We start from the raw sequence: 26467 nt of genomic DNA, 5'->3' as shown, positions 1-26467 counted from the left end.
AATAAGCTTTTCGATCAAATATAATAAGTATATTTACTTATTTTTTACTCTTTTCAGTGTTGAATTACTAACATTTACTGGCGTGGAATAGGGGACTGTAGACACTATAATGAGGATTCGTACGAAGGGTTATACCAAATGTAATAATTTATATTAGGTGATAACAACAGAGGTAAATGGCTTACCTCTGTTTATTTTAATGCTAACAGGTATGAATATTGGTTATTTACCAATACAGAATGAACTAAAGATCTTACCTAAAAGATCATCACTAGTGAACTCACCTGTTATTTGATCTAACTCTTGCTGACAAATACGTAATTCTTCTGCCAATATCTCGCCTGCTACATAAGACTCAAGTTGCTCTAAGCCGACAAGCAAATGCTGATGGGTATTCTCTAGTGCCACTAGGTGACGTCTTCTTGCCATAAAGCCACCTTCAGTACTACCTTGGTAACCCATAATCGTTTTTAAGTGCTCTTTAAGGTTATTAACGCCTTTACCTGTCTTTGCTGACAAGGTAATAATGGCGTGTTGTGTGCCATCAGTATCAGTAAACTCGGTAAAGCCTGTTTTGGCATCATTTACATCGGCTTTATTTCTGATAAGCGTCAGGCCAATATTTTCAGGTAGTTTGGCAAAAAACTCTGGGTAGTAATCTTTAATATCTTGCTCATCTTCTAAGATACTGTGATCTTCGCTGGCATCTACCATTAATAACACACGGTCAGCTTTATTGATTTCTTGCCAAGCGCGTTCAATGCCAATTTTTTCAACGACATCATCACTGTCTCGTAATCCCGCAGTATCAATTATATGTAGTGGCATGCCATCGATATGAATTTGCTCGGCGAGCACATCGCGGGTGGTACCGGCAATATCAGTAACTATGGCAGTTTGTTTACCACTCAATGCATTTAATAAGCTTGATTTACCCGCATTAGGGCGGCCTGCAATCACTACGCGCATTCCCTCACGAATAATGCTGCCTTGTTGTGCTTGTTTGCGAACATCTTCTACTTTGTTAATAATACTTTTTAAGTCATTAACTATTTTTTTATCAGCGAGAAAATCAATTTCTTCTTCTGGAAAATCAATTGCAGCTTCAACATACATGCGTAGATGAATAATACTTTCGACCATTTCGTTGACGAGTTTTGAGAAATCACCTTGTAAAGAGTGCAGGGCAGACCGAGCTGCTTGTTCTGAACTTGAGTTAATTAAATCAGCAATTGCTTCTGCTTGGGTTAAATCGAGTTTGTCATTTAAAAAAGCTTGTTCACTGAACTCACCAGGCTTTGCCATAATGACTTTGGGTAACGCGAGTATTGATTTAAGCAGCATATCTAAAATAACGGGACCACCGTGGCCCTGAAACTCAATAACATCTTCGCCAGTAAATGAATGAGGTGCTTTGAAATAGAGTGCGATACCTTGATCTAATACCTGTGCTTTATCAGCGGATGTACTATCTAAAAATGGCAGATATTCAGCTTTTCTTACTTCCGGGAGTTTACCTAAAATAGCGAGAGCAACATTTTTGGCTTCTGGGCCTGATACTCTAATAATACCAACGCCACCACGTCCAGGTGCTGTGGCTTGTGCGGCGATTGTCGTTTTGTAAGAAATTGAGGTCATGGCTAGGTAATTACTTTGAAATCTGAATGCCGACTATTTTACTGTATTTCCGAGTTAAATGCCTAAAAGTTACTCCCTAATAATAAAAAAGGCGATTACTGATAAAACAGTAATCGCCTTTGTATTTATTTTACTAAGTAAGCTATGTGCAGATTTTACGCTGCTGTTGCTTCTTTTTTCTTGGCTATGCCAGCAAAGATAACTTTCATTTGTGCAATTGATATTAAGTTACTTACTAACCAGTAAAGTACTAAACCAGATGGGAACCAAGCCATGAATATTGAGAATACTACAGGCATGTATTGCATAATCTTTTGCTGCATTGGATCTTGTATTGTCATCGGTTGCATTTTTTGCATGACATACATACTTGCACCCATAAGCACAGGTAATACAAAGTATGGGTCCATCGCTGATAAATCTTGAATCCAGAATACAAACGGAGCATGACGTAATTCAACACTTTCCAAGAATACCCAGTAAAGCGCTAAGAAAATAGGCATCTGAAGTATTAGTGGTAAACAGCCGCCTGCTGGGTTTACCTTTTCTTTACGATACATTTCCATGGTAGCTTGTGACATTTTTTGTCTGTCATCACCAAAGCGTTCTTTTAACTGAGCCATTTTAGGTGCTAAGTCACGCATTTTAGCCATTGAGGTATATTGCGCTTTAGTTAACGGGTACATACCACCTTTAACAATTAAGGTGATACAGATAATTGCAAGACCCCAGTTAATAACAAAACTTTGGATGGTAAGTAGTAACCAGAATAGTGGTTTACTAATCATCCATAAGAAACCGTAATCAATAGTTAAACCTAAGCCGTCAGAAATTTCATCTAGTGCATACTGATCTTTAGGGCCTACATAGAATATTGCAGACGTTGAACCTTGCTGACCTGCATCAATGATTACTGCTGGAGCTTTAAAGCCAATAACAGCTTCAAAATTATTACTAAAACTAGTATAAATTTGGTTACTGTCTTCAGCTTTTGGTACCCAAGCTGAAACGAAGTAATGTTCAAGCATCGCCACCCAACCACCAGCAGTCGCTTTAGTTAAGTTTTCTTCTTGAATATCGTCAAAATCATATTTTTCGTAACGATCTTCTGTTGTTGAGAATGCAGCGCCACGGTAAGTTGGTAGCATGCCTCCGCCAGTAGCTACAACAGTCGATTGCTTAAGTTGACCATACATTTGAATGGAAACACTGTTAGCCGTCTTGTTGTCTATTAAGTATTCAACATCAACAGCGTAGCTGTTTTTATTAAAGGTAAAACGTTTAGTCACTGTCATACCGCTAGCATCATGAAAAACCAAATCAATACTTAAATTGTCATTGGTTAATTCATAGTTGCTTTGTGCACTGGTATATATTGGACGACCTTTAATTGTACGGTCAATACCATTAGCACCGGTTAAACCACTTTGAGCAATATATTTTTGATTACCATTTTGTAAAAGGGTAAAAGGAATACCATTACCTTGCTCGGTATCGAATTTACGTAATTTAGCTTCAACTATGTCACCACCTTGACTATTAATTTTCAAGATGAATGCATCAGTGGTAACTGTGATTAATTTGGCAGAAGTCTGTTTTGATTTTACCGAACTTACTTGAGCATCTGAAGATTCAGGCACGAAGTCTGAGTTGGCATTTTCAGCTGACTGGTTTTGGCTAATACTTGTTTGCTCAGGAAGTACGGCATTTTCTTGTTGCCATTGACTAAACAGTAAGTAGGTAACAACCATAAGCGCAATAAAAAGTAGACTGCGTTGGGATTCCATAAAATTTACTTCTCTTCTTTGTTGGCAGGGGAATATTATCCCGAGCATAATTTAAATTTGATAAGTGCGAGGCATATTAATATAGGTACGCTTAATAACCTACTATCTTTTAGTCTAGGTCGGTTATTTAACCTCAGATCGGCGAATAAATCATTTTATAGTAACTTATTCGTAAAACTCATTGGTAATAGGCTAGCTATTGATATGAATAAAAACTATCAGGCTATAGATGTATATAAGTATATTTACTCGTATTTCAATGCCGAAATATTATCTTAATCTGATTTGAAGTTGTTTTTTATAGGGGGAACTGGATCTTCACCGCCCTCATTGAGTGGGTGACATCTTAATATACGTTTGCTAGCTAACCAGCCACCTTTTACTACACCAAAACGATTAATTGCTTCAGTTGCATAGGCAGAACAGCTTGGATAAAATCTACAATTAGAACCTAGTAACGGACTAATAAAGCGTTGATAGCCTTTTATACCTGTTATTACTAGTTTTTGTGGCGCTGAATTATTTTTCGCCATATCTTTTCTAATTCCTGATTTATCGTCTTGTTATCAAGTTGATCAATACCGGATTTTACCATAACGACTACATCGATAGCTGGTAAATTATCTTGATTTAAGCGGAAACTTTCTCTGACTTGTCTTTTAACACGATTACGTTGCACAGCCAGTTTTACTCGTTTTTTAGCAATAGCTAAGCCTAAACGGTTTTTGGCAACTGAGTTATGTTTATCAGATATGAGAGTATGAGGTTTAGTTGTTACTAATAAAGTAAAGTGGCGAGAGCCAAAGCGGATAGGTTTAGAAAAAACCGCTTGAAAATGACCGGGAGTCAACAAACGTGACTCCCGATTAAATTTGTAAGTAGCCATAGTCAGGCTACCTTATATCAAACATTGTAAACAAGGTTCGATACTATGCGCTAAGACGAGCACGGCCTTTCGCACGACGACGAGCTATAACAGCACGTCCGTTCTTAGTTGCCATACGAGCACGAAACCCGTGGTTACGCTTACGCTTTAATACGCTAGGTTGAAATGTTCTTTTCATTACGCTAATCCGTCGGTTGTTGTTGCCCTGGCAAAACAGCCTATTGAGCACACAGTCTAAAAAATGAGGCCGAATATTAAAGCTTACTGGATAAATTGTCAATGATTTATGTCAGCTATTTTCACAATGATCCTTACTTATTAAACGATGATCATTGTGATCTTTAGTCGCTTTAATAATGATATTCACAGTTTTACCACAATACAGTTTTATTTTATGAATAACTAATTCAGTTAAATGAAGGTTTAAAGTGAAAATACCTGATAAATAGCATACTTATTTTTGTTGATGTTCTTTGCTTTTATCTAATAATTACAATTAGTTATCTTTATGTGATCAAAAAACAATTATAATAGTGAAAAGTCAATATTGCACTTGTGGATAACTCAATAGATAATAGCCCTCAGAAAAATAATAACCTAGTTACTACTGGAGTTTTGGTTGGATCATTCACCTTGGCAAAGATGCCTATCTGTTCTACAAGAAGAATTGCCTGCTCAGCAATTTAGTATGTGGATCCGACCGTTACAATGCGTCATAAATGATAATGTTATGACCTTATATGCTCCGAATCGCTTTGTTCTAGATTGGGTTAGAGACAAATATGTTAATCGTATAAATGAACTTCTTACTATTAACGAACCAAGTAATCCATTATTACTCCGCTTTGATGTCGGTAGTAAACCGATAGTTAATAATAACGTTACTAATAATTTAACCACTCGCAGTAATGGTGGTAATGAGTCAATGTTTTCTAAAGCGACTTCTTCTCCTAAAGTTGCAGAGCCAGAAAGTAATATTCCCAAAAAAACCAATGTACGATTAAATTACACCTTCGAAAACTTTGTTGAAGGTAAATCTAATCAACTTGCTCGAGCAGCTGCTTCACAAGTTGCAGATAATCCAGGTACTGCTTATAACCCACTATTTATTTATGGTGGCACGGGTTTAGGTAAAACGCATTTATTGCATGCAGTTGGTAATGGAATTCTGCTCAACAAACCCAATGCTAAAATTGCTTACATGCACTCAGAGCGTTTTGTGCAAGATATGGTTCGAGCATTACAAAACAACGCTATGGAAAAATTTAAACAATATTACCGTAGTGTTGATGCTTTGCTTATTGATGATATTCAATTTTTTGCAGGTAAAGAACGAACTCAAGAAGAATTCTTTCATACGTTTAATGCTCTTCTTGAGGGAAATCAACAGGTTATATTGACTAGTGATCGATATCCTAAAGAAATCAATGGTGTTGATGATCGTTTGAAATCTCGATTTGGCTGGGGCTTAACTTTAGCCATTGAACCACCAGAGCTTGAAACGCGTGTGGCAATATTAAAACGTAAAGCAGAAGAAAGTCAGATTAATCTGGCTGATGAAGTTGCTTTCTTTATTGCGAAACGTCTTCGATCTAATGTTCGCGAGTTAGAAGGGGCTTTAAACCGTGTTATTGCTAATGCTAATTTTACCGGTCGTGCTATTACTATCGACTTTGTCCGAGAAGCATTACGTGATTTACTCGCCTTACAAGATAAATTAGTTACTATAGATAATATTCAACGAACGGTTGCTGAATATTATAAAATTAAAATAGCAGACCTGTTATCAAAACGACGAAATCGCTCTGTTGCTCGACCTCGCCAAATAGCCATGGCATTATCTAAAGAGTTAACGAACCATAGCTTGCCCGAAATTGGTGATGCATTTGGTGGTCGAGATCATACAACTGTTTTACATGCCTGCCGTAAAGTTAAGTCTTTACGTGAAGAAACGCATGATATTAAAGAAGATTATTCAAATTTAATTAGAACACTTTCGTCTTAATTTAAAAATAATAACACAAGCACTTAAGCAGGTACCAAAATGAAGTTTTCACTGAACAGGGAATTATTACTTAAACCATTATTACTGGTTTCTGGTGCAGTAGAACGTAAAAGTACTTTACCAATTTTGAGTAATATACTTTTTGAAGTAAGTGGTCATTCACTTACCTTGACAGCTACTGATTTAGAACTTGAAATGGTTGCTTATGCAGAAATTCAGAATCAAGGTGAAGACGGCAATATTACTATTCCCGCACGTAAGCTTTTAGATATATGTAAAAGCTTACCGGATAATTCTTTGATATCTTTTGAAGTTATTGATGAGTCTATTAAGTTATCTTCGGGCCGTAGTCGATATTCTCTTTCTACTTTACCCGCTGTTGATTTTCCAAATATTGAAGAATGGAAAGGTGATGTAGAATTTCAGTTATTAAAATCTGAATTTTTACGTTTAATTGAGAGCACTCATTTTTCGATGGCTAACCAAGATGTTCGTTATTATCTCAATGGTATGTCTATTGAAAGTGAAGGTAACGAAATCAGATCTGTTGCAACCGATGGTCATCGTCTGGCAATTTGTAAAATATCAAATGAATCGTTAGCATTACCAGCAAGACAAGTTATTGTTCCGCGTAAAGGTATACTGGAAATAATTAGACTACTTGCTCCTGTTGATGAATCAGTAAAGATATTTTTAGGCTCTAATCACATTCGCATTATTGATACTGAGTTTTCTTTTACCAGTAAATTAGTTGATGGTCGTTTTCCTGATTACCGACGAGTATTACCTCGAAATGGTGACAAGATTTTTGAAACTAATAAAGATGCACTTCGTCAGGTTTTATCACGTGCTTCTATTTTATCTAATGAAAAGTTTAAAGGCGTTCGCTTAAACTTCTCAGATACTAATTTGAAAATTACCGCCAATAATCCAGAGCAAGAACAAGCAGAGGAAGAAATTGAAATTAACTTTCCTTATGGCGATTTAGAAATTGGTTTTAACGTTAGTTATGTTCTTGATGTATTAAGTGCTATCAAAGATGAAAATGTTAAATTTACTTTAGCCGATGCAAACAGTAGTGTAGTCATTGAAGGTAGTAACAATGGCGAAGCGCTTTATGTTGTTATGCCGATGCGTTTATAGATTATAGTGAATAGGTACTTTTTTACAGATGAGTGTTGCTAGGCTTACTACGTATAATTTTAGAAACTTATCATCTGTTGCTATTGATTTACATCCCAAACTTAATTTTTTTGTTGGGGATAATGGCAGCGGAAAAAGTAGTTTACTTGAAGCTATATTTTTTCTTGGTCATGGTAAATCTTTTCGAACGAGTAAAGTAGAGCATCTTGCAAGTTACGACACTGATAATTTTGTTGTTAGTGTTAAAGATATAAACGATTTACAACTAGGCTTAAGCAAACATTTACAAACAGGTGTTACGCTTATTAAAATAAATGGTGAGCGTCATGCGCGTTTATCTGAGTTAGCTAAGAATATAGCAGTACAAATTGTCACTCCGGAAAGTTTTAAACTATTTTTTGGCGGACCGAAAGAGCGTCGTCGTTTTGTAGAGTTAGGTATGTTTCACGTGAAACATGATTCATCTAAGCAATGGCGTGAATTTAATAGAGTACTCAAACAACGTAATGCTTGTATAAGACACAATTTAGATAAAGCGACATTTGATTATTGGACCGCGCTGTTTTGCCAACTTTCAGAAGAAGTTGCTGAAGTTAGAAATCAATATATAACTAACTTAATTGCAGAGTTACCTTATTGGTTAGAAATGTTATTACCGAGTATTGCTGATAAAGTTACGGTTCAATATTTACAAGGTTGGCCACAGAAGAAGAAGTTAATTGATTCGTTAAATGATAGCTATGAAAGAGAACAAGCTTTTGGTTATAGCATTTATGGCGCGCATAAATTTGATGTGAAATTTCTCATTGCAAAGCAGGCATTAGAAAGTCAGCTTTCAAGAGGACAACAAAAGTTGTTTTTACTGGCGTTAACATTTGCACAAGCTAAATTAATTGCAAGAGTTAATCGAGTAAAACCAATTTTACTTATTGATGACATAGGTGCTGAATTAGATGCTAATTCTAGAGAGTCTTTGTCAACAGCGTTAAGTACTTTGGATTGCCAAGTAATTATTACGGCAATAGAAGAGGGTGTATTACAACCTTTTATTACTAACGACTCAGTTATTGATAAAGAGAGTAGTAAAAATAAATATCATATGTTTCACGTGAAACATGGTGGTATATTACCTGTGAATAATTCAGTTAAGATTGAGTAGGCAAAAACTATGACAGTAGAAAATGAATATAGCTCGGCCAGTATTAAAGTACTAAAAGGGCTTGATGCAGTACGAAAAAGACCTGGTATGTATATAGGTGACACGGATGATGGCACTGGTTTACATCATATGGTTTTCGAGGTTCTAGATAACTCAATCGATGAAGCATTAGCAGGACATTGCTCTGATATTATAGTGACTATCCATTTAGATGGCTCAGTGTCAGTACAAGATGATGGTCGTGGTATACCCACAGAAATTCATCCTGAAGAAGGCATTTCTGCAGCTGAAGTTATCATGACGGTTTTACATGCCGGTGGTAAGTTTGGTGGTGAAGATTCAGGTTATAAAGTATCTGGTGGTTTACACGGTGTTGGTATTTCAGTAGTAAATGCCTTAAGTGAAAAACTTAAATTGAACATTCGCCGTGATGGTAAATTGTTTGAACAGTTTTATCACATCGGTGTAGCTGAAGCGCCACTTGCTGAAGTTGGCGTTAGTGATAAAACAGGTACAGAGGTTCGATTCTGGCCAAGCACTGATACTTTCACAGATGTTTTATTTCATTATGAAATATTAGTAAAACGAATTCGTGAATTATCATTCTTGAACTCTGGCGTATCAATTAGATTAATTGATGAGCGTGAAGAAGGTAAAGAAGATCACTTCCAGTATGATGGCGGTATTCAGGCATTTGTTGATTATTTAAATACTAACAAAACTGCTGTAAATGAAGAAATATTCTATTTTGATCTAGAACGTGAAGATGGCATTGTTGTTGAAGTAGCAATGCAGTGGAATGATGGCTTCCAAGAGAATATCTATTGTTTCACTAATAACATTCCACAGCGTGATGGTGGTACTCATTTAAGTGGTTTTAGAACAGCATTAACACGAACGCTTAACTCTTATATGACTAAAGAGGGTTTAAACAAAACCAAAAAAGGTGGTGCTACTGAAACGAGTGCTACTGGTGATGATGCGCGTGAAGGTTTAACGGCGGTTATTTCGGTTAAAGTTCCTGATCCTAAATTCTCTTCACAAACAAAAGATAAATTGGTTTCATCAGAAGTGAAAACAGCTGTTGAACAAGCGATGGGCGAAAAACTAGGTGAATACCTATTAGAAAACCCTTCAATTGCACGTACCATTATCATGAAGATAGTTGATGCTGCAAGAGCGCGTGAAGCAGCTCGTAAAGCTCGTGAAATGACTCGCCGTAAAGGTGTTTTAGATATTGCAGGCTTACCTGGTAAGTTAGCAGATTGTCAGGAAAAAGATCCTGCATTATCTGAAATATATATTGTGGAAGGGGACTCTGCTGGTGGTTCAGCCAAGCAGGGACGTAATCGTAGAAACCAAGCTATATTACCGCTAAAAGGTAAAATTCTTAACGTTGAGAAAGCACGTTTTGATAAGATGATATCTTCTCAAGAAGTGGGCACGTTAATTACAGCGTTAGGTTGTGGTATTGGCCGTGATGAATATAATCCGGAAAAACTTCGTTATCACAGCATCATTATCATGACCGATGCCGATGTCGATGGATCACACATCCGTACGTTATTATTAACGTTCTTCTATCGTCAAATGCCAGAAATTATGGAACGTGGTCATATCTTTATCGCACAACCACCACTTTATAAAGTTAAAAAAGGTAAGCAAGAACGTTATATTAAAGATGATGATGGCTTAACAGAATACTTAACAACACTTGCACTTGACCATGCTGCTATTCATGTTAATGAAGATGCACCGGCAATTTCAGGTGCTGCTTTAGAGCAGTTAGTAAATCAATTCCGTAAAACGAAGGATGTTATTAAACGTTTATCTAGACAGATACCTGCGGATATCTTAGAGAAAATGATTTATAGCAGTACTATTACCGCCGAAGACTTTACTGATGAAGCTAAAGTCAATGCTTGGGCAAAGAATTTAATTACTCAACTTGAGAATCAAGACAGTAATGGTTCAATCTATAAAATTGAAGTAAAGCATAACCCAGAGCGTAATATTTACTTCCCTAACTTTATTGTAAGAAAGCACGGTATTGATAAAGAATATCATTGTAGTTATGAGTTCATACAATCAAAAGAATTTGCATCAATTATGGCATTGAACACCGCTATTAATGATTTGATGGAAGAAGGTGCTTACGTTAAGCGTGGTGATAAAGTTAATCCGGTAACTAACTTTGAAGAAGCCTTAGAGTGGTTAATGGCAGAATCGAAACGTGGTCAATACATACAACGTTACAAAGGGCTAGGTGAAATGAACCCTGAGCAGCTTTGGGAAACGACTATGGATCCTGATACACGACGTATGTTACAAGTAACGATTGAAGATGCTATTGCAGCGGATCAATTGTTCACTACGTTAATGGGCGATCATGTTGAACCACGTAGAAAGTTCATCGAAGATAATGCCTTAAAAGTTTCAAACCTTGATATATAGTAATTATTAGCTTCTAAATAAAATGCCCGGTCTTCATATCGGGCATTTTTGTAGGATAAATACTCTAATAAAGTTATAATTACAAAACGAATAATATGGCAAAGAATATGAAAACCCTTTGCTCAGTTAAACAATACAAAAGTGAATGTGAACACCATGACAACTTATAATAGTAAAACTTTCCAAGGATTAATCTTGCAACTGCAAGATTACTGGTCACGTCAAGGCTGTGTAATCGTACAGCCTCTTGATCTAGAAGTAGGGGCTGGAACATTCCATCCAATGACTTTTTTACGCTCTATTGGCCCTGAGCCGATTAGTAGCGCCTACGTGCAACCTTGCCGTCGTCCAACAGATGGTCGTTATGGTGAAAACCCAAATCGCTTACAGCACTATTATCAATTCCAAGTGATGCTGAAACCATCACCGAAGAATATTCAGGAGCTGTACCTCAACTCATTAAAAGAGTTAGGTGTAGATCCACTTGTTCATGATATTCGCTTTGTTGAAGATAACTGGGAGTCACCAACGTTAGGTGCTTGGGGTTTAGGCTGGGAAATCTGGTTAAACGGTATGGAAATATCTCAATTTACTTATTTCCAACAAGTTGGTGGTTTAGAATGTACGCCAGTTACCGGTGAAATTACATACGGACTAGAGCGCTTAGCAATGTATATCCAAAATGTGGATAGCATCTATGACTTAGTTTGGACTGATGGTCCATTAGGTACTGTTTATTATCGTGATATTTTCCATCAAAATGAAGTAGAGCAATCTACTTATAACTTTGAACACGCCGATGTTGATGCGTTATTTGTTCAGTTTGATCAATGTGAAAAAGATAGTCAAAAGCTGATTGAAGCTAATTTACCTCTACCAGCTTATGAGCAAGTAATAAAAGCATCACATGCTTTTAACTTACTTGATGCGCGTCATGCTATATCAGTAACTGAACGCCAGCGTTACATTCTACGAGTACGTGCTTTATCAAAAGGTGTTGCACAAGCTTATTACCAGAAACGTGAAGAGCTTGGTTTCCCGCTATGTAAAAATAACAACGCCAGCACTAATGAAACGTTAACTAAAGGAGATAAATAATGACTACGGAAACACTCCTTATTGAGCTTGGTACTGAAGAGTTACCTCCGAAATCTTTAAAAACATTAGCAACTGCTTTTTATGACAATATTAAAAGCCAGTTGGATGCTCATGGTTTAGCGTATAGCGATATTAAATGGTTCGCAACACCTCGTCGTTTAGCTGTTCAAGTATTTGATTTAGTAGATAAACAAGAAGACAAAACAGTAGAAAAGCGCGGGCCAGCAGTCAATGTTGCTTTTGATGCTGAAGGTAATGCTAGTAAAGCTGCACAAGGTTGGGCTCGATCGAACGGCATAGACGTTGATCAGGCTGAACGCTTAGTTACTGATAAAGGCGAGTGGTTGCTTCATCGCGCTACTGTCGCAGGTAAAGCGGTTACTGAACTTGTACCCGCCATGGTCACTACAGCCTTAAATAAATTACCCATTGCCAAACCAATGCGTTGGGGAGCTGAGCGTACTCAGTTCATTCGTCCAGTGCACACGTTAACTATGCTTTTTGGTAATGAAATAATTGCAGGAGAAGCACTTGGTGTAAGTTCAAGTAATCAAGTGCAAGGTCATCGCTTTCATCATGAAGGTTTAGTGACAATTGAACATGCTAATGATTACCAAGCTAACTTATTAAAAGCTTATGTAGAAGTAGACTTTAATGAAAGACAAAACAAGATTGTTGCTCAAATAAAACAAGTAGCGAATGACATTGATGCTGTTGCCTTGATTGATGAAGAATTACTTAACGAAGTTACTGCACTGGTTGAATGGCCAGTTACCTTAGTGGGCACATTTGATGAAGACTTTTTAAATGTTCCTGCAGAGCCGTTAATATACTCGATGAAAGATCATCAGAAGTATTTTCCTGTAACTGATAAAGCAGGTCAATTGGTTAATAAATTCATTTTTGTTGCCAATATAGAATCTAAAGATCCTAACGCCGTTATCTTTGGTAATGAAAAAGTAATCCGTCCACGTCTAGCTGATGCTGAGTTTTTCTTTAAAACAGATAAAAAGCAAAGCTTAGAATCAAGACTTGCTAGCCTTGAGTCAGTATTGTTCCAAAAGCAGTTAGGGACATTAAAAGCAAAATCTGAACGCATTGCCTCGTTATCTCAGTTCATCGCTGAACAATTAAATGAAAATGCACAAGATGCTTATCGTGCAGGTCTACTTAGCAAAACAGATTTAATGTCAGAAATGGTACTGGAATTTCCACAAGTGCAGGGCACTATGGGTAAGTACTATGCTTTGCATGATGGTGAAAATGAAAATATCGCGCAAGCATTGGAAGATCAGTATCGTCCACGTTTTTCCGGTGATTCGTTACCTGAAGCAAATATTGGTTGCGCCGTTGCTATAAGTGACAAGATTGATAGCCTAGTTGGAATCTTTGGTATTAATCAAGCACCTAAGGGCGATAAAGACCCATTTGCGCTACGAAGAGCTGCTATTGGTAGTATTCGTATCATCATAGAAAAGCAGCTTGATTTAGACCTTTCTACTTTGATTAATAAAAGCATAGAATTGTTTGGTGACAAGTTAGTTAACGAAAATACCGCCAGCGATGTACTTGAATTTATTATGGGTCGTTTCCGTGCATTCTATCAAGAGCAGGGCATTCGAGTTGATATCATCCAAGCGGTATTAGCTAAAAAACCAAGTGCACCACTTGATTTTGACAAACGCATTAAAGCAGTGACATTCTTTGGTGAGTTAGCTGAAGCGGCAACACTTGCTGCGGCAAATAAACGTGTAGGTAACATCTTAGCTAAATTTGATGGTGAACTTTATCAAGCGTTTAATGCTGACTTAGCAACAGAAGAAGCTGAACGTGATTTAGCTAACATCTACCAAGAGATAAAGTTGAAGGTTTCGCCATTAATGGTCGATAAAAACTATCAAGCAGCACTGTCTGAGTTGGCTCAGCTTAAAGCGCCGATAGATACTTTCTTTGATAATGTCATGGTGATGAGTGATGACGAAGCTATTAAAATTAATCGCCTAACGTTACTGAATGAAATAAGAAATAGCTTCTTTGCTATCGCGGATATTTCAGTACTTCAATAGTGGTATTTTGATCATTCTATAAGTACAAAAACCTAAAAAAGGTCATGGCAACATGGCCTTTTTTTATGTCTAAAATTAAGTGGTAAACAATAAAGAAATGGCATCAAAAACTTGAGCTAGATCAACAACAGCAATACTGATAGGCGTAAAGTGAATGTAGAGAATATAAAGACTGATTAATAAGGAACTGTTTATGCCAAGCAAAGAGATAACGACGTTATTGGAAAATAAGCAATCACAACTAACAAAGCGAATTTCTGCAATAGAAGCTGACTTCCATAAAGGTCGATCACAGGATTTTTCTGAACAAGCAACAGAAACAGAAAATGACGACGTACTTGATGAAATACATCACGAAGCGAAATTAGAATTAAGCTTAGTTAAGTCAGCACTCAAGCGGATTACCGACGGTTTATACGGGAATTGTACTGAGTGTGATGAACCGATTAATCCCGATAGATTATCGGCATTACCCTATACAACCACATGTATTAAGTGCGCACATTAATAATCAACACTACAAATTTAGATAATAACTTTTGGAGAAAAATATGACATTAGAAAAGCATGATTTACATCACGAATTTCCAGATTTAACCGATGAGATACATCACTTAAAAATGAATGATAACCACTTTTTGAAACGCTTTAATGAGTATCATGAAATTGATCACGAAGTTAATCGTATAGAGCAAGGTGTTGAGAACACCAGTGATGAATATTTGGATGGTAAAAAGAAGCTAAGACTCAAACTGAAAGATGAGCTTTTTGTTATGTTGAAAAAAGTACAAATACCGGCATAAATTTTATTGTAAAGTGAGTTGCTTAATCCCCAATACCTATTAGGCTTGGGGATTTTTTATAATGAATGGCTACTATAAACGATATATGTCTTGTAAAAATCGGTCAGATCTTGGTATGTAATAGTTATCATAATTAACAGAGAAGGCGATTGCTGTCGCTTTTCCACGTAATTCATTATGAGGAACAAAGCCATAAACACGAGAGTCAGCACTATGGCGTCGATTATCACCCAATACTAAATAATGACCTGCGGGAACAGTCACGGGGGAAAAATTACTGAGGCTATCACTTGCGGTATTATCAATATTTATATGGTGATGGATATCTCCTATTGTTTCTATTGAAGAGATCGTAGTACTGTTTTGGTTATTAGGACTTTTAGCTAATGCTTTATAAGAAAGCGTTTTACCGTTCACTTGAATAATTTCATTATTCATTGCTACTACATCACCGGGTAAACCAATCACACGTTTAATTAATCTAAGATCAGCAGCTTTAGATTCAAAAACAACAATCTCACCACGTTGTGGGGTATCAAGGGAGACCAATGTTACGCCGGTAAAAGGAAGACGTAAATCATAAGCCATCTTGTTAACGACAATCCGGTCACCTTCTTGAATGGTAGGTTGCATTGAGCCGGTAGGCACTGTGTACCAATCGGCAACAGCGCTTCGAAATACCGACATTAATAAGATAAAAATAATAAATTTTTTATTGCTCTGTAAAAAAGAAATGAGTTTGTTATTACTAGGTTTGGTCATAAGGTATTGCTCCATGGGTATTAGCGATTACTTGTTGCTAATAATCAGGCAATAAATTAAAGAAAAAGTTCCTGCTAGAAATACCTAGTTACAACTTGATAATAGAAAGCTTGAGCAACGGTTAGCTTTTTTTAATAACATATAAAAAAGGTAGGGTGTCTATTTGCTTTGCAATAAGTTCATGTTCCATAAATCGGCAAAAACTAGGAATGTCTCTAGCTGTCGATGGATCATCACATTTTATTAATAAAGTTTCACCGCTAGCCATTTTTCGGATATTCATACGGACCATCATTACAGGCTCAGGACAACGTAGGCCTATAGCATCGAGGGTATTATCAGTTTGTTGAAAAATAGTAGTAGGCATCACATGAACATTAAGAAGATTAATTTATAAATAATTATACCTTATTGGAGTATTTCAGCATAAGAAATAAAGCGAGAATAACGTTTAAAGAAATTGCTTCAGCTATACTCAAGTTATCCAAAGTTTAAGAATAATCTCTCCAGAAATTTAATTATCAATTCCCGAGGTGCCAGTGAAAAGTATACTTAAGGTTTTATTGTTGTCGGCCTGTATGCTTGCATCAATGAAGATGTCACAAGCAGATGATAATTTGCAGATATTGACAGATATTGGCCAGCAAAGAATATTCATAAAAGCTGAAAAGTTATTAGCACAAAGTTATTCTGAGCGATATAAAAGCTTGTATAACCAATTATATTATTACCCTCTACAGCCCTATTTAGACCAACGTCGTCTAATGGAAACTATGCAACTATCATCTGCCGGTGAAATAGCACTTTTTCTAGAGAAATATAAAAACTCACCATTAGACTGGCCACTTCGAAAGGCGTGGTTGAAGTATTTAGCTAAAAAAGGCAAAGGCTCTCTATTTTTGTCGTTTTATCAAAAAACGTCTAATACAGTGTTGAGTTGTCAAAAGTTAAACTTCTCATTAAAAGCAGGCTTTCCTAAAAGTGTCGTACTACCACAGGTGACTAAGCTTTGGTTGGTTGGTAAATCATTAGATAAAGTCTGTGACCCAATCATTAAGCAGTGGCAACTCGCTGGTTATAGAACGGATGAAATTGTCTTGCAACGTATAGCTTTAGCTGCAAATGGCGGAAAACATACGCTTATTCCTTATTTAACTAATTTATTGCCTAAAGAGCAGCAATATTTAGGGCGGTTATGGCACCAAGTAAGAAGAGATCCTGCAACAGTAACGAGACAAAATAAATTTATTAAAAAGTCAGTGCAAGAAAGTGAAATATATACTTATGGTATTAAACGCTTAGTCTGGCGCGACCCAGATAAAGCGTTAGCTAGTTACAAAAAGGCGCAACAAGTCTTTACTTTTTCGGCAACGCAAAATGAACAAATAACAGAAAAATTTGCAGTGGCTTTATCGAGTAAAAATCATGAGCAGGCAATGACATGGCTGGAAAGGTTAGATCCTAAAAATGTAGACCGCAGTATTATGCAGTGGCAGTTAACTGAAGTATTAAAACAACAGGATTGGCAAAGAGTGTTGCAAGAGTTAGCAACAATGCCGGCAAAATATAAAACAGAATTGCAGTGGCAGTATTGGTATGCAAGGGCATTGATTGCTACGGATGAACTCGAACGTGGACAAGATGTAATGAACGAATTAGCAAGTAAACGTCATTACTATGGTTTTTTAGCGGCAAGTTATTTAGATACACCGGTCAGTTTACAAAATAGTCCGTTAACGATCAGTAGTCAGGAAAAGAACAACATCTTGTTGTATCCCTCAGCGAAGAGGGCATTCGAATTCTATTATTTAGGCCGTTATATCGAAGCACGAAGAGAATGGCGTTTTTGGTTGAAACAACTTAATGATCGCGAAAAGCTTGTTGCTGCGAAACTAGCTAACGAAAATGGTTGGTTTGATCGAGCAATATTTACCTTGTCACAAGTTGGTTATCTTGATGATGTTGAATTACGATTTCCAAAAGCATTTGACAAAAAAATCAATCAACACGCAAAGAAACAAGCAATAAATCCAGCATGGGCTTTTGCTATAGCTAGACGTGAAAGTTCGTTTATGACTGATGCTCGTTCACCAGTAGGAGCTAAAGGACTAATGCAATTAATGCCGAAGACTGCAAAGCAATTAAAACGAGGTAGTGTTAGTCGAAAATATTTGTACAATGCGGAAAATAACATCAAATTAGGCACCAAGTATTTACGTAACTTACTTGATAAAAATAAGGGGAATCAGATTCTTGCTACTGCGTCATATAATGCGGGTCCTTATAGAGTAAAACGATGGCTAAAAAATAGCAGTGTCATGCCCGCTGATATTTGGATAGAAACCATACCCTTTAAAGAAACCCGTAATTACGTCAAAAGCGTTTTAGCTTATCAAGAGATTTACCAGCACAAACCTGGACAGGTGAGTGAGGTTTTTAATAACGTTATTAATATGAGTATTGGTGATTAATTAAATTTTAAGCTTTAAAGGTAACAGTCTCTTTCATTCGCAAAGTATTCTGCACAGATTTATCACATTTAAAGCAGGCCATTCATCAGTCAATAGCATGGTATATGCTATCATGAGTTAAATTTCTTGATAGCCGTCTTTCGGAGACATAATACATGACAACAATTAATGCCAAGTTGGCTAGCCAATACCCAGCTCATATTGCTCAGTTGCAACAGATGACTAAAGCCGTTCTTTCACGTGAAAACCTCGAAGGTTTAGTTATCCATTCTGGACAAGAAATTAAGATCTTTCTTGATGATAATAGTTATCCGTTTAAAGTTAATCCTCACTTTAAATATTGGCTACCACTCATTGATATTCCAAATTCTTGGTTGGTGCTTAATGGCGAAGATAAACCAACGCTAATTTATTATCAGCCAGTCGACTTTTGGCACAAGATAACACCATTAGCAGAAAGTTATTGGGGTGAGTTTTTTAACATTAAAGTGTTAACTAAGGCTAGCGAGGTTGATAAGTTATTACCTTATGATAAAAAGGGTTTTGCTTATATTGGTAGCCACATTGAAGTAGCAACAGCGCTAGGCTTTGAAGCTATTAATCCGGAACCATTACTTAATTACATCCACTATCATCGTGGTTATAAAAGTAAATATGAGCATGAGTGCCTTCGTCAATCGAATGTTTTGGCAGTTAAGGCGCATCAAGCGGCACGTAACGCTTTTTTACAAGGTGATAGTGAATATGATATCCAACAGGCTTATCTTAAGTCGATTGGTTATGGCACTAACGACACGCCATACGGTAACATTGTAGCCCTAAATAAAAATTGCTCAATTTTACATTACATGACGTTGGATAAAATAACGCCACAAGCGCATCAATCATTTCTTATTGATGCCGGAGCTAACTTTAACGGCTATTCAGCAGATATTACCCGTACTTACTCATATAAGAATGATAAGTTTGCGGAATTGATCGCTCGTATGGATAAGCTGATGCTTAATGCTGTAGCAGGATTAAAGCCTGGTGTGAGTTATGTTGATCTTCATATTGAAACACATAGAGCCATAGGCCAAGTATTACGTGACTTTAACTTTATCAATGTTGATGCTGATACAGCGGTTGAGTCAGGTATTATTTCTACCTTCTTCCCACATGGCTTAGGTCATCACTTAGGTTTACAGGTACATGATGTTGGTGGTTTTATGGCTGATGAGCGTGGCACTCATGTAAATACGCCAGCAGCACACCCATTCTTACGCACATCTCGTACTATTGAAGCAAACCAAGTATTTACCATTGAACCTGGTTTATATTTTATTGATTCATTACTTGCTGATTTAAAGTCATCGACTAATGCGGATCAAGTTAACTGGCAAAATGTTGATGAAATGCGTTGTTTTGGTGGTATTCGTATTGAAGATAATATTATTGTGCATCAATCACACAATGAGAATATGACCAGAGATTTAGGTCTTAGTTAGATAAGTAATAGTAATTGTGACCAAACCCTACGCTATCGCGGTTAATGATGTTGAAGATGAAACCATCATTAACCGCAGTCGTTTTATCTGCTATTTACGCCCCTGTGATGATATAGCACAAGCAAAAGCTATGTTAAAAGAACTGCAACAACTTCACCCGCAAGCGAGTCATCATTGCCATGCTTTTTTAACAAAATCGGCTGATGATAGTCAAGGTTATGGTTTTTCTGATGATGGAGAACCGACAGGAACTGCTGGAAAACCAATGTTAATAGCATTACAAGGCGGAGGCATTGGTCATGTTTGTGCTATCGTCGTACGGTATTTTGGTGGTACTAAATTAGGTACCGGTGGTTTACAAAGAGCATACGGTGGTAGTGTTCGCCAAGCATTAACCTTTTTACAGTCAAAAATTAAAATAGCTATGGTGCACAAAACCTTAGCATGTCAATATAGTCAAGTTGATGATGTTTTACATTTGCTTAGGCAAGTTGAAGGCCAAGTTATCACTCAGGACTATCAACAAACAGTCATTTTTAGACTCACTATTCCAATAGCGAAATTGGTATTCATGCAGGATAAGTTAAACACATTGTCATCAGGACAATTACAGTTAACCGCTATCAAACAAGAAACCGAACAATAAACCGAATAAGAAAAATTAAACGTGCAATATAAAAATATTATCCGAATTCTAGGTTTGTTGGTTGGGCTACTTAGTGTGACCATGCTGCCTCCTGCATTAATTTCATTAGTCTATCGCGATGGTGGTGGTTTACCTTTTATTCTCGCTTTTCTATGGTGTATCGGTACCGGGTTTTTAGCGTGGTATCCTAACCGTTATGAAAAGACTGATCTTAAAGCCAGGGAGGGCTTTTTGATTGTTGTACTTTTTTGGTTAGTATTAGCTAGCTTCTCTGCTATTCCTCTGATGTTATTAGAGACGCCAAATTTATCCACCACAGATGCTTTTTTTGAATCGTTTTCAGGATTAACTACCACTGGTGCCACTATTCTAAATCACATTGATGATTTACCTCATGCGGTCTTATGGTATCGCCAGCAATTACAGTGGCTTGGTGGTATGGGTATCATTGTGTTAGCGGTTGCGGTATTACCCATGCTTGGTATTGGTGGTATGCAGCTATATCGTGCTGAAACACCAGGCCCAGTTAAAGATTCGAAAATGACGCCTCGTATTGCCGATACCGCAAAACATTTGTGGTATATCTATTTAGGGTTAACTATCGCTTGTGCGCTCGCTTATTGGCTTGCGGGTATGTCTGGGTTTGATGCTATTTGTCATGCCTTTTCAACGATTGCCATTGGTGGATTTTCAACACATGATGCCAGCATGGGCTATTTCAATAGCCCCGCAATTAACTTAGTTTGTGTCACATTCTTATTGATTGCAGGGGTGAACTTTGCATTGCACTATGCTGCGGTACAAAGTAAATCACTAAAAAATTATTTCTTCGACCCTGAGTTCAAAGTTTTTATTGGTATTCAAATCGTACTGGTTTTGATTTGTTTTACCGTCTTATTAAGTACAGGTACTTATCAAGATGCAGACCAAGCATTAGATCAAGCACTATTTCAAGCTGTATCTATTAGTACAACGGCAGGTTTTACCACAACATCATTTGCGGATTGGCCAACGTTATTACCTATGCTGCTTATTTTTTCAAGTTTCATAGGTGGTTGTGCGGGTAGTACCGGTGGCGGAATGAAGGTAGTTAGGGTGGTATTACTCTATTTACAAGGCCTTCGAGAACTCAACAAGCTAGTACATCCCAGAGCTATATTTAGTATCAAATTAGGTCGAAAAGTTTTACCAGATCGTATTGTTGAAGCGGTATGGGGATTCTTCTCTGCATATGCTGCAGTGTTTGTTATTTGTATGTTATTACTACTTGCCGCAGGTATGGACGACATTACGGCATTCACCGCGGTTGCTGCTTGTATTAATAACCTTGGCCCTGGCTTAGGTGAGGTTGCTGCTAACTTTTCATCGATTAATGATATGAGTAAGTGGGTATTAATCATGGCAATGTTATTTGGTCGTTTAGAGATTTTTACGCTGTTAGTTTTGTTTACTCCAGCCTTCTGGCGTTCATGAGTTGTACAGACATATAATTAAATAGGTATGTACAACTTCATAAGTCCACCAATCTATCCAATGGTTAGGTGATCAATTGAATTGGTATAATTACCACTGGTAACTAAAGGCAAGCCAACCTTGAGTATCAGAACTCTCATTCTCGGGGTTAACTTGTGCAATACCATAATTAATCGCTAAATTAGTGACCCCAGTAAAACCAAAGTCGTTATTGATAGACCCTTTAACGCCGTAACTATCAATAATGTCTCGTTCAGCCATTTCATGTCGAGTATAAAACACTTCAACAATCCCTAATGGTATATAGGCTTGATAGGCTTGATAGTCATTACCTGTTTGACGATAAAAAGCCAACTCGGGCGCTAACTGCTTATTGAGATGCGCTTTGTCTTGAATGAGTGTAGAAGCGTAACCACCTAAGCTAAGTATATCGCCAGCATCTTCAGAACGTTGTGCCCAAAGATAGTTAAAACCTAAGCTAAAGCTTTTTATATGCGCACTGAGGTTTACTAGACCATTACTACCCGTGTAACTACCATCATTGCCATTACCACTAATGCCTGCATCGGCTTGATCATCTTGGGCACCAATTACTTGGGCGTTAATCATTTGCGAAATACCCCAGCTCTGTTGGTCATGAGACCAACTTTGTTCAATACCGAGGGAAAAAGACTGGCTAGAAAAATCAACATGTTGGCTGTTTTCAAATTGTGAAGCTTGCGCTTGTACAAATACATCGACAGAAAGTGTTTCTACGTTATATGGATAGCGAGCCTCAAATAACAGCCCTTTTTCAGTTGTTTTACCCAAAGATAATGCATCACTATCTTGTTGATCTATTTTTAAGTTGAATACGTAACTGTGTGCAAGTAATTTAACAGGCCATCCCTGCCAGCGAACAACCCCTGATGCACCAGAGATAATATTGCTGAAAACATCTTGGCTGAGGTTTACTTGCCAGTCAAAACGAGAAAGTACATCGCCAGACTTGTAACCGACTTCTAACATACTGCTACTGGCAGAATAATAGCTCTCTGCTAAGGTTATGGTACCCTGTTGTGGACCTATGCCATAGGTTGATTGTTCACCAATACTCTCATCAATATGGACAGTTGCTTTGGCTAGTTTTAACTTGTCAGCTAACTCAACGGTCATTGCCGAACTCGTTGTTGTATCGGTAATAAGTTGTTTATTAGCTTTGGTTAAATCTAATTGAAAAACATCTGAGCCCTCAGAATTAATCGCCAAGTGCAGTAGTTTATTATCCTTCTGAACCATAGGCCAGGTAACAACCTGTTCACCTAAGGTGATAGACGATAAATCTTCAGTCGTAAAATCATACTTATATATGCGTGTTGCACTGTCTAAGCCAGCGACAAAATACAATGCCTCTCCATCTTTAGACCATTCAGGAAAAGAAAGAAATTGGTAGTTTTCTGGGAGTGGAATAATTGTTTCTTGACCGTCACTTAGCTGACGAACTTTTAACTGCCATTTATTATTTAAAGTTGAGCTAACATAAGCAAAACTATCTGAAGGTTTACCATCAGAAGTAGGGCGAAGTCGTGGGAAATCGTAAACGTGCTCAAGGCTTTTTTGCGTTAATTCAGCAGTAATTTGTCCGATTGATGAAGGGGATAAGCTTACTTTTACTAATTGAGAATAACCAAATCGATTACGTTCAGCAATAATATATTGGCCATCATTACTGATATCAAAACGACGAATATTTGCGCTTTTAGTCAATTGCTTTACGGTATTTGTAGGCAAATGCCAAGAAAACAGATCTTGATGAAGGCTATTTACACTAGCTAAGGTCGCTGAACCATATATAAGGGTATCCTTATCAAGCCAGCGAGGGTTATTAATACCACGATTGTTTTTTTGATTTAATGTGTAGGCCACTTCTCTTTTAAAAACACTCGGCGCTTTATCTACAATATCTTGAGGATCTTCTTCCAATAACTCTTTGTTATCTTTAGTAAACTCTTCTGCCTTTTTTGTGTTTTCGCTAGTCTTATATACATTTAACTTAGTGATTTTTCCTTCATCAGTTCTTTGTGTTTCAACGATAGCAAGGTAATCGCCTTGTGGGCTTAAACTTGGACCACTAATATAATCAGATAAATCTAACCATAATGCTGAGCGATTATCCGCATTGCTATTTTTACCGAGTTTAACTTCATGTTTCATGGCATTGAAAGTGTATTCAGCAACGAAACGTTGATAAAGGTTTTTGGCAGTATCAGGGAAAACACCTTTAAAAGCCGCTTCAAAGTCTCGTTGTTCAACGGCAGACCAACGAGTCCAAACGGCATCCAGTGTATCTACGCCATAATTATCTTCTAACCACTTTAAATAACGCACACCAACAAGGTAAGCCATAGAGCCAGACATAAAATTGTCATTAGCAACACTGAGTTCTTTGTAAGATGGCATTGCGCCTTGTCGCGCAAACTTTTGAATAATGGCTTCAATTTGATTGTTGAATAAGCGACCTCGACCGGTTAATCTCGATTCGAGTAATGTTGCATACCCCTCACTAACCCATCGTTCACCATTTATCTGACTCGCATCAAAAACATCATACCAATTGGCAACATTATTTCGCCAATTACTTCGACTTTTTTGAGCTAGATGTACTAGATGCACATACTCATGTAGTACTAAAAGTTGCTGCCAACCCGTTGAACTTGAAATAACAGTATCTGATTGTGCTGGTGTTGCGAAAAGAGCCATATAAGGCTTATGGCTAAGTGGTACGGCAAAACCGTTTGCCGCGTTATATGGGTCAATAATAAAGGTATCTACTTTTTCTGTGAGCACTCGGCCTTGTTGATCTTTGATTAATTGACGGACAACTTCCATTTCTCGCGCACTGGATAAGGCCCATTGACGATATTCAGGGGTGAAATGCACACGGAAATTTTCAGTTTCAAACGTTTGCCAATCTTGAGTACTATCAGCAAGTTCTGCTTGAGTGGTAAAAGCTACACTCGAAAGCGCAAAAGTAATAGCGGTAAATACCTTTGATATTTTCATTAAAATCCTTTTAAATTATTATTTTTTATTATTTGAAACGAGAGTGATAACTCTCACTTTAAAGACTGTGTGACAGGAACGGGATTATTACAGCTAATCAATTGTAAGGTAAGTAATTAGCTGTAAGTAGTTATTTCAAAAGGACTAGAAGTAAATGGCGCTCACTTGGAACAGCTTTTCTATATCGCTAATATAGCGTTTATTCACTAAAAATAGAATAACGTGATCTTCTTCATGAATTAAGGTGTTTGAATGAGCGATTAAGACTTCACTACCTCGGACAACTGCACCGATAGTCGCACCCGGTGGTAGTTTAATGTTTTTGATTGAGCGACCAACAACTTTGGATGATTTCTCGTCACCCTTAGCAACAATTTCAATGGCTTCAGCTGCGCCGCCGCGTAGACTATAAACGTTATCGATAGCACCACGTCTAACGTGTGTTAATAATGCAGAGATAGTGGCTTGCTGTGGTGATATCGCAATATCAATAGTACTGCCTTGTACTAAATCAATGTAGGCATCTCGTTGGATAAGTACCATGGTTTTACGAACGCCAAGTTTTTTAGCGAGTAGTGACGACATGATATTAGCTTCGTCATCATTGGTAACCGCGATAAAAATATCAAATTGATCAATATTCTCTTCTGTGAGTAATTCTTGGTCGGAAGAGTCACCAGCGAAAACTAAGGTATCATTGAGCTCAGAAGTTAATTGTTCCGCACGTTTTGGTGAACGTTCAATGAGCTTTACTTGATGGTTTTTTTCTAAAATTCTTGCTAAACCAGCACCAATATTACCGCCACCGGCAATCATAATGCGCTTGTATGCGGCTTCTAATTTTTGTAATTCATTCATCACCGCACGAATATGAATACTCGCGGCGATGAAGAAAACTTCATCGTCAGCTTCAATTACGGTAGTACCAAGAGGACGAATAGGCTTACCATTTCGGTAAATTGCCGCAACGCGAGTATCAACATTAGGGATATGATCTCTTAATGTTGAAAGTGCGTGACCAACAAGTAAACCACCATAGTAAGCTTTTACTGCAACCAGACTCACTTTTCCGTGCGCAAATTCTAATACTTGCAGTGCACCAGGGTAATCAATTAGACGAGCAATATCTCGTGTTACTAATTCTTCAGGGGCAATAACATGATCTACAGGGATATGCTTTTTATGAAAAAGTTGCTCTGAATATTTTAATATTTGATTCGAGCGGATACGAGCAATCTTTTTCGGCGTATTAAATAGTGAAGAACATATTTGGCATGTGATCATATTGGTGGCATCGTCACTAGTCACCGCAATAACCATGTCAGCATCTTCAGCGCCAGCACTTTTTAATACATCGGGGTGACAACCTTGACCAGTAACGACTTGTAAATCCATTTTGTCTTGCAGTTCACGTAGCTTTTCACCATCTATGTCTACTACAGAAATATCGTTGTTTTCACCAACAAGGTTTTCAGCTAACGTACCGCCAACTTGTCCTGCACCCACTATGATTATTTTCATGTATTACTTTTCTGCTTTTGTTGTTT

The 26467-nt window shown here is 37.3% G+C and carries 21 protein-coding genes; 12 read left to right on the top strand and 9 right to left on the bottom strand.

The features are described from left to right. Positions 1–222 precede the first annotated feature (222 nt). The 5 genes from mnmE to rpmH all read right to left on the bottom strand — a co-directional run bounded on the left by mnmE (position 223) and on the right by rpmH (position 4489). A complete protein-coding gene (mnmE, locus tag CXF85_RS17570) occupies positions 223–1638 on the bottom strand; it encodes a tRNA uridine-5-carboxymethylaminomethyl(34) synthesis GTPase MnmE (RefSeq protein WP_101229947.1) in 1416 nt (471 codons plus the stop codon). Positions 1639–1793: 155 nt separating this feature from the next. Next, positions 1794–3425, bottom strand: a complete 1632-nt coding sequence (gene yidC, locus CXF85_RS17565) for a membrane protein insertase YidC (protein WP_101229946.1) — start codon at positions 3423–3425, stop codon at positions 1794–1796. Between the two features lie 275 nt (positions 3426–3700). Further along, complete coding sequence (gene yidD / locus CXF85_RS17560; RefSeq protein ID WP_101229945.1) at positions 3701–3958, bottom strand: membrane protein insertion efficiency factor YidD; 258 nt, start codon at positions 3956–3958, stop codon at positions 3701–3703. Continuing rightward, a complete protein-coding gene (gene rnpA, locus CXF85_RS17555) occupies positions 3925–4311 on the bottom strand; it encodes a ribonuclease P protein component (protein WP_101229944.1) in 387 nt (128 codons plus the stop codon). Before rnpA ends, yidD begins: the two co-directional genes overlap by 34 nt. Before the next feature lie 43 nt (positions 4312–4354). After that, positions 4355–4489 carry a 50S ribosomal protein L34 gene (gene rpmH / locus CXF85_RS17550; RefSeq protein ID WP_011045771.1) on the bottom strand — a complete coding sequence of 45 codons (135 nt, stop codon included), beginning with the start codon at positions 4487–4489 and terminating at the stop codon, positions 4355–4357. Between the two features lie 441 nt (positions 4490–4930). Here rpmH and dnaA point away from each other — a divergent pair, with 441 nt between their 5' ends. The 8 genes from dnaA (at position 4931) to CXF85_RS17510 (ending at position 15039) form a co-directional block, all read left to right on the top strand. Beyond that, positions 4931–6316, top strand: coding sequence for a chromosomal replication initiator protein DnaA (gene dnaA / locus CXF85_RS17545; RefSeq protein WP_101229943.1), 1386 nt, complete (start codon positions 4931–4933; stop codon positions 6314–6316). A 39-nt stretch (positions 6317–6355) separates the two neighbouring features. Further along, positions 6356–7459: a DNA polymerase III subunit beta gene (gene dnaN / locus CXF85_RS17540; protein ID WP_101229942.1), complete on the top strand. Its 1104-nt coding sequence runs from the start codon at positions 6356–6358 to the stop codon at positions 7457–7459. Between the two features lie 28 nt (positions 7460–7487). After that, positions 7488–8618, top strand: a complete 1131-nt coding sequence (recF, locus tag CXF85_RS17535; RefSeq protein WP_101229941.1) for a DNA replication/repair protein RecF — start codon at positions 7488–7490, stop codon at positions 8616–8618. Between the two features lie 9 nt (positions 8619–8627). After that, on the top strand, positions 8628–11072 hold the full coding sequence (gyrB, locus tag CXF85_RS17530; protein ID WP_101229940.1) for a DNA topoisomerase (ATP-hydrolyzing) subunit B: 2445 nt from the start codon (positions 8628–8630) through the stop codon (positions 11070–11072). 156 nt (positions 11073–11228) lie between these two features. Continuing rightward, positions 11229–12170: a glycine--tRNA ligase subunit alpha gene (gene glyQ / locus CXF85_RS17525; RefSeq protein ID WP_101229939.1), complete on the top strand. Its 942-nt coding sequence runs from the start codon at positions 11229–11231 to the stop codon at positions 12168–12170. After that, on the top strand, positions 12170–14236 hold the full coding sequence (gene glyS, locus CXF85_RS17520) for a glycine--tRNA ligase subunit beta (RefSeq protein WP_101229938.1): 2067 nt from the start codon (positions 12170–12172) through the stop codon (positions 14234–14236). Before glyQ ends, glyS begins: the two co-directional genes overlap by 1 nt. 193 nt (positions 14237–14429) lie before the next feature. Beyond that, on the top strand, positions 14430–14744 hold the full coding sequence (locus tag CXF85_RS17515) for a TraR/DksA family transcriptional regulator (protein WP_101229937.1): 315 nt from the start codon (positions 14430–14432) through the stop codon (positions 14742–14744). A gap of 43 nt (positions 14745–14787) precedes the next feature. Further along, a complete protein-coding gene (locus CXF85_RS17510; RefSeq protein ID WP_101229936.1) occupies positions 14788–15039 on the top strand; it encodes a YdcH family protein in 252 nt (83 codons plus the stop codon). Between the two features lie 72 nt (positions 15040–15111). On the opposite strand, the gene lepB is transcribed toward CXF85_RS17510, so the two are convergent. Further along, entirely contained in the window at positions 15112–15801 is a 690-nt protein-coding gene (gene lepB / locus CXF85_RS17505; RefSeq protein ID WP_101229935.1) for a signal peptidase I, read from the bottom strand. A 121-nt stretch (positions 15802–15922) separates the two neighbouring features. Continuing rightward, positions 15923–16168 carry a sulfurtransferase TusA gene (gene tusA, locus CXF85_RS17500; protein ID WP_101230279.1) on the bottom strand — a complete coding sequence of 82 codons (246 nt, stop codon included), beginning with the start codon at positions 16166–16168 and terminating at the stop codon, positions 15923–15925. Positions 16169–16340: 172 nt separating this feature from the next. Between tusA and CXF85_RS17495 the strand changes: the two genes are divergently transcribed. The 4 genes from CXF85_RS17495 to CXF85_RS17480 all read left to right on the top strand — a co-directional run bounded on the left by CXF85_RS17495 (position 16341) and on the right by CXF85_RS17480 (position 21878). Further along, a complete protein-coding gene (locus tag CXF85_RS17495) occupies positions 16341–18272 on the top strand; it encodes a transglycosylase SLT domain-containing protein (protein WP_101229934.1) in 1932 nt (643 codons plus the stop codon). A 155-nt stretch (positions 18273–18427) separates the two neighbouring features. Further along, the gene (gene pepQ / locus CXF85_RS17490; protein ID WP_101229933.1) at positions 18428–19759 is read left to right on the top strand and encodes a Xaa-Pro dipeptidase; all 1332 of its coding nucleotides are present in this window, start codon (positions 18428–18430) and stop codon (positions 19757–19759) included. Positions 19760–19775: 16 nt separating this feature from the next. Then, entirely contained in the window at positions 19776–20405 is a 630-nt protein-coding gene (locus CXF85_RS17485) for a YigZ family protein (protein WP_101229932.1), read from the top strand. Between the two features lie 21 nt (positions 20406–20426). Then, positions 20427–21878 (top strand): TrkH family potassium uptake protein, encoded by a 1452-nt coding sequence (locus CXF85_RS17480; RefSeq protein ID WP_101229931.1) that lies wholly within the window; start codon positions 20427–20429, stop codon positions 21876–21878. A 90-nt stretch (positions 21879–21968) separates the two neighbouring features. Here the strand turns inward: CXF85_RS17480 and CXF85_RS17475 are convergent, their stop codons facing one another. Together CXF85_RS17475 and trkA are read right to left on the bottom strand one after the other, a co-directional pair. Continuing rightward, positions 21969–24920 (bottom strand): TolB family protein, encoded by a 2952-nt coding sequence (locus CXF85_RS17475; RefSeq protein ID WP_101229930.1) that lies wholly within the window; start codon positions 24918–24920, stop codon positions 21969–21971. Between the two features lie 144 nt (positions 24921–25064). Further along, on the bottom strand, positions 25065–26441 hold the full coding sequence (gene trkA, locus CXF85_RS17470; protein WP_101229929.1) for a Trk system potassium transporter TrkA: 1377 nt from the start codon (positions 26439–26441) through the stop codon (positions 25065–25067). Positions 26442–26467: the final 26 nt, after the last annotated feature.

The sequence above is a fragment of the Colwellia sp. 75C3 genome (assembly GCF_002836255.1).
Classification (GTDB): domain Bacteria; phylum Pseudomonadota; class Gammaproteobacteria; order Enterobacterales; family Alteromonadaceae; genus Colwellia.
Note: the sequence above shows the minus strand (reverse complement) of the source record. Positions and strands in the feature narration are given on the sequence as shown.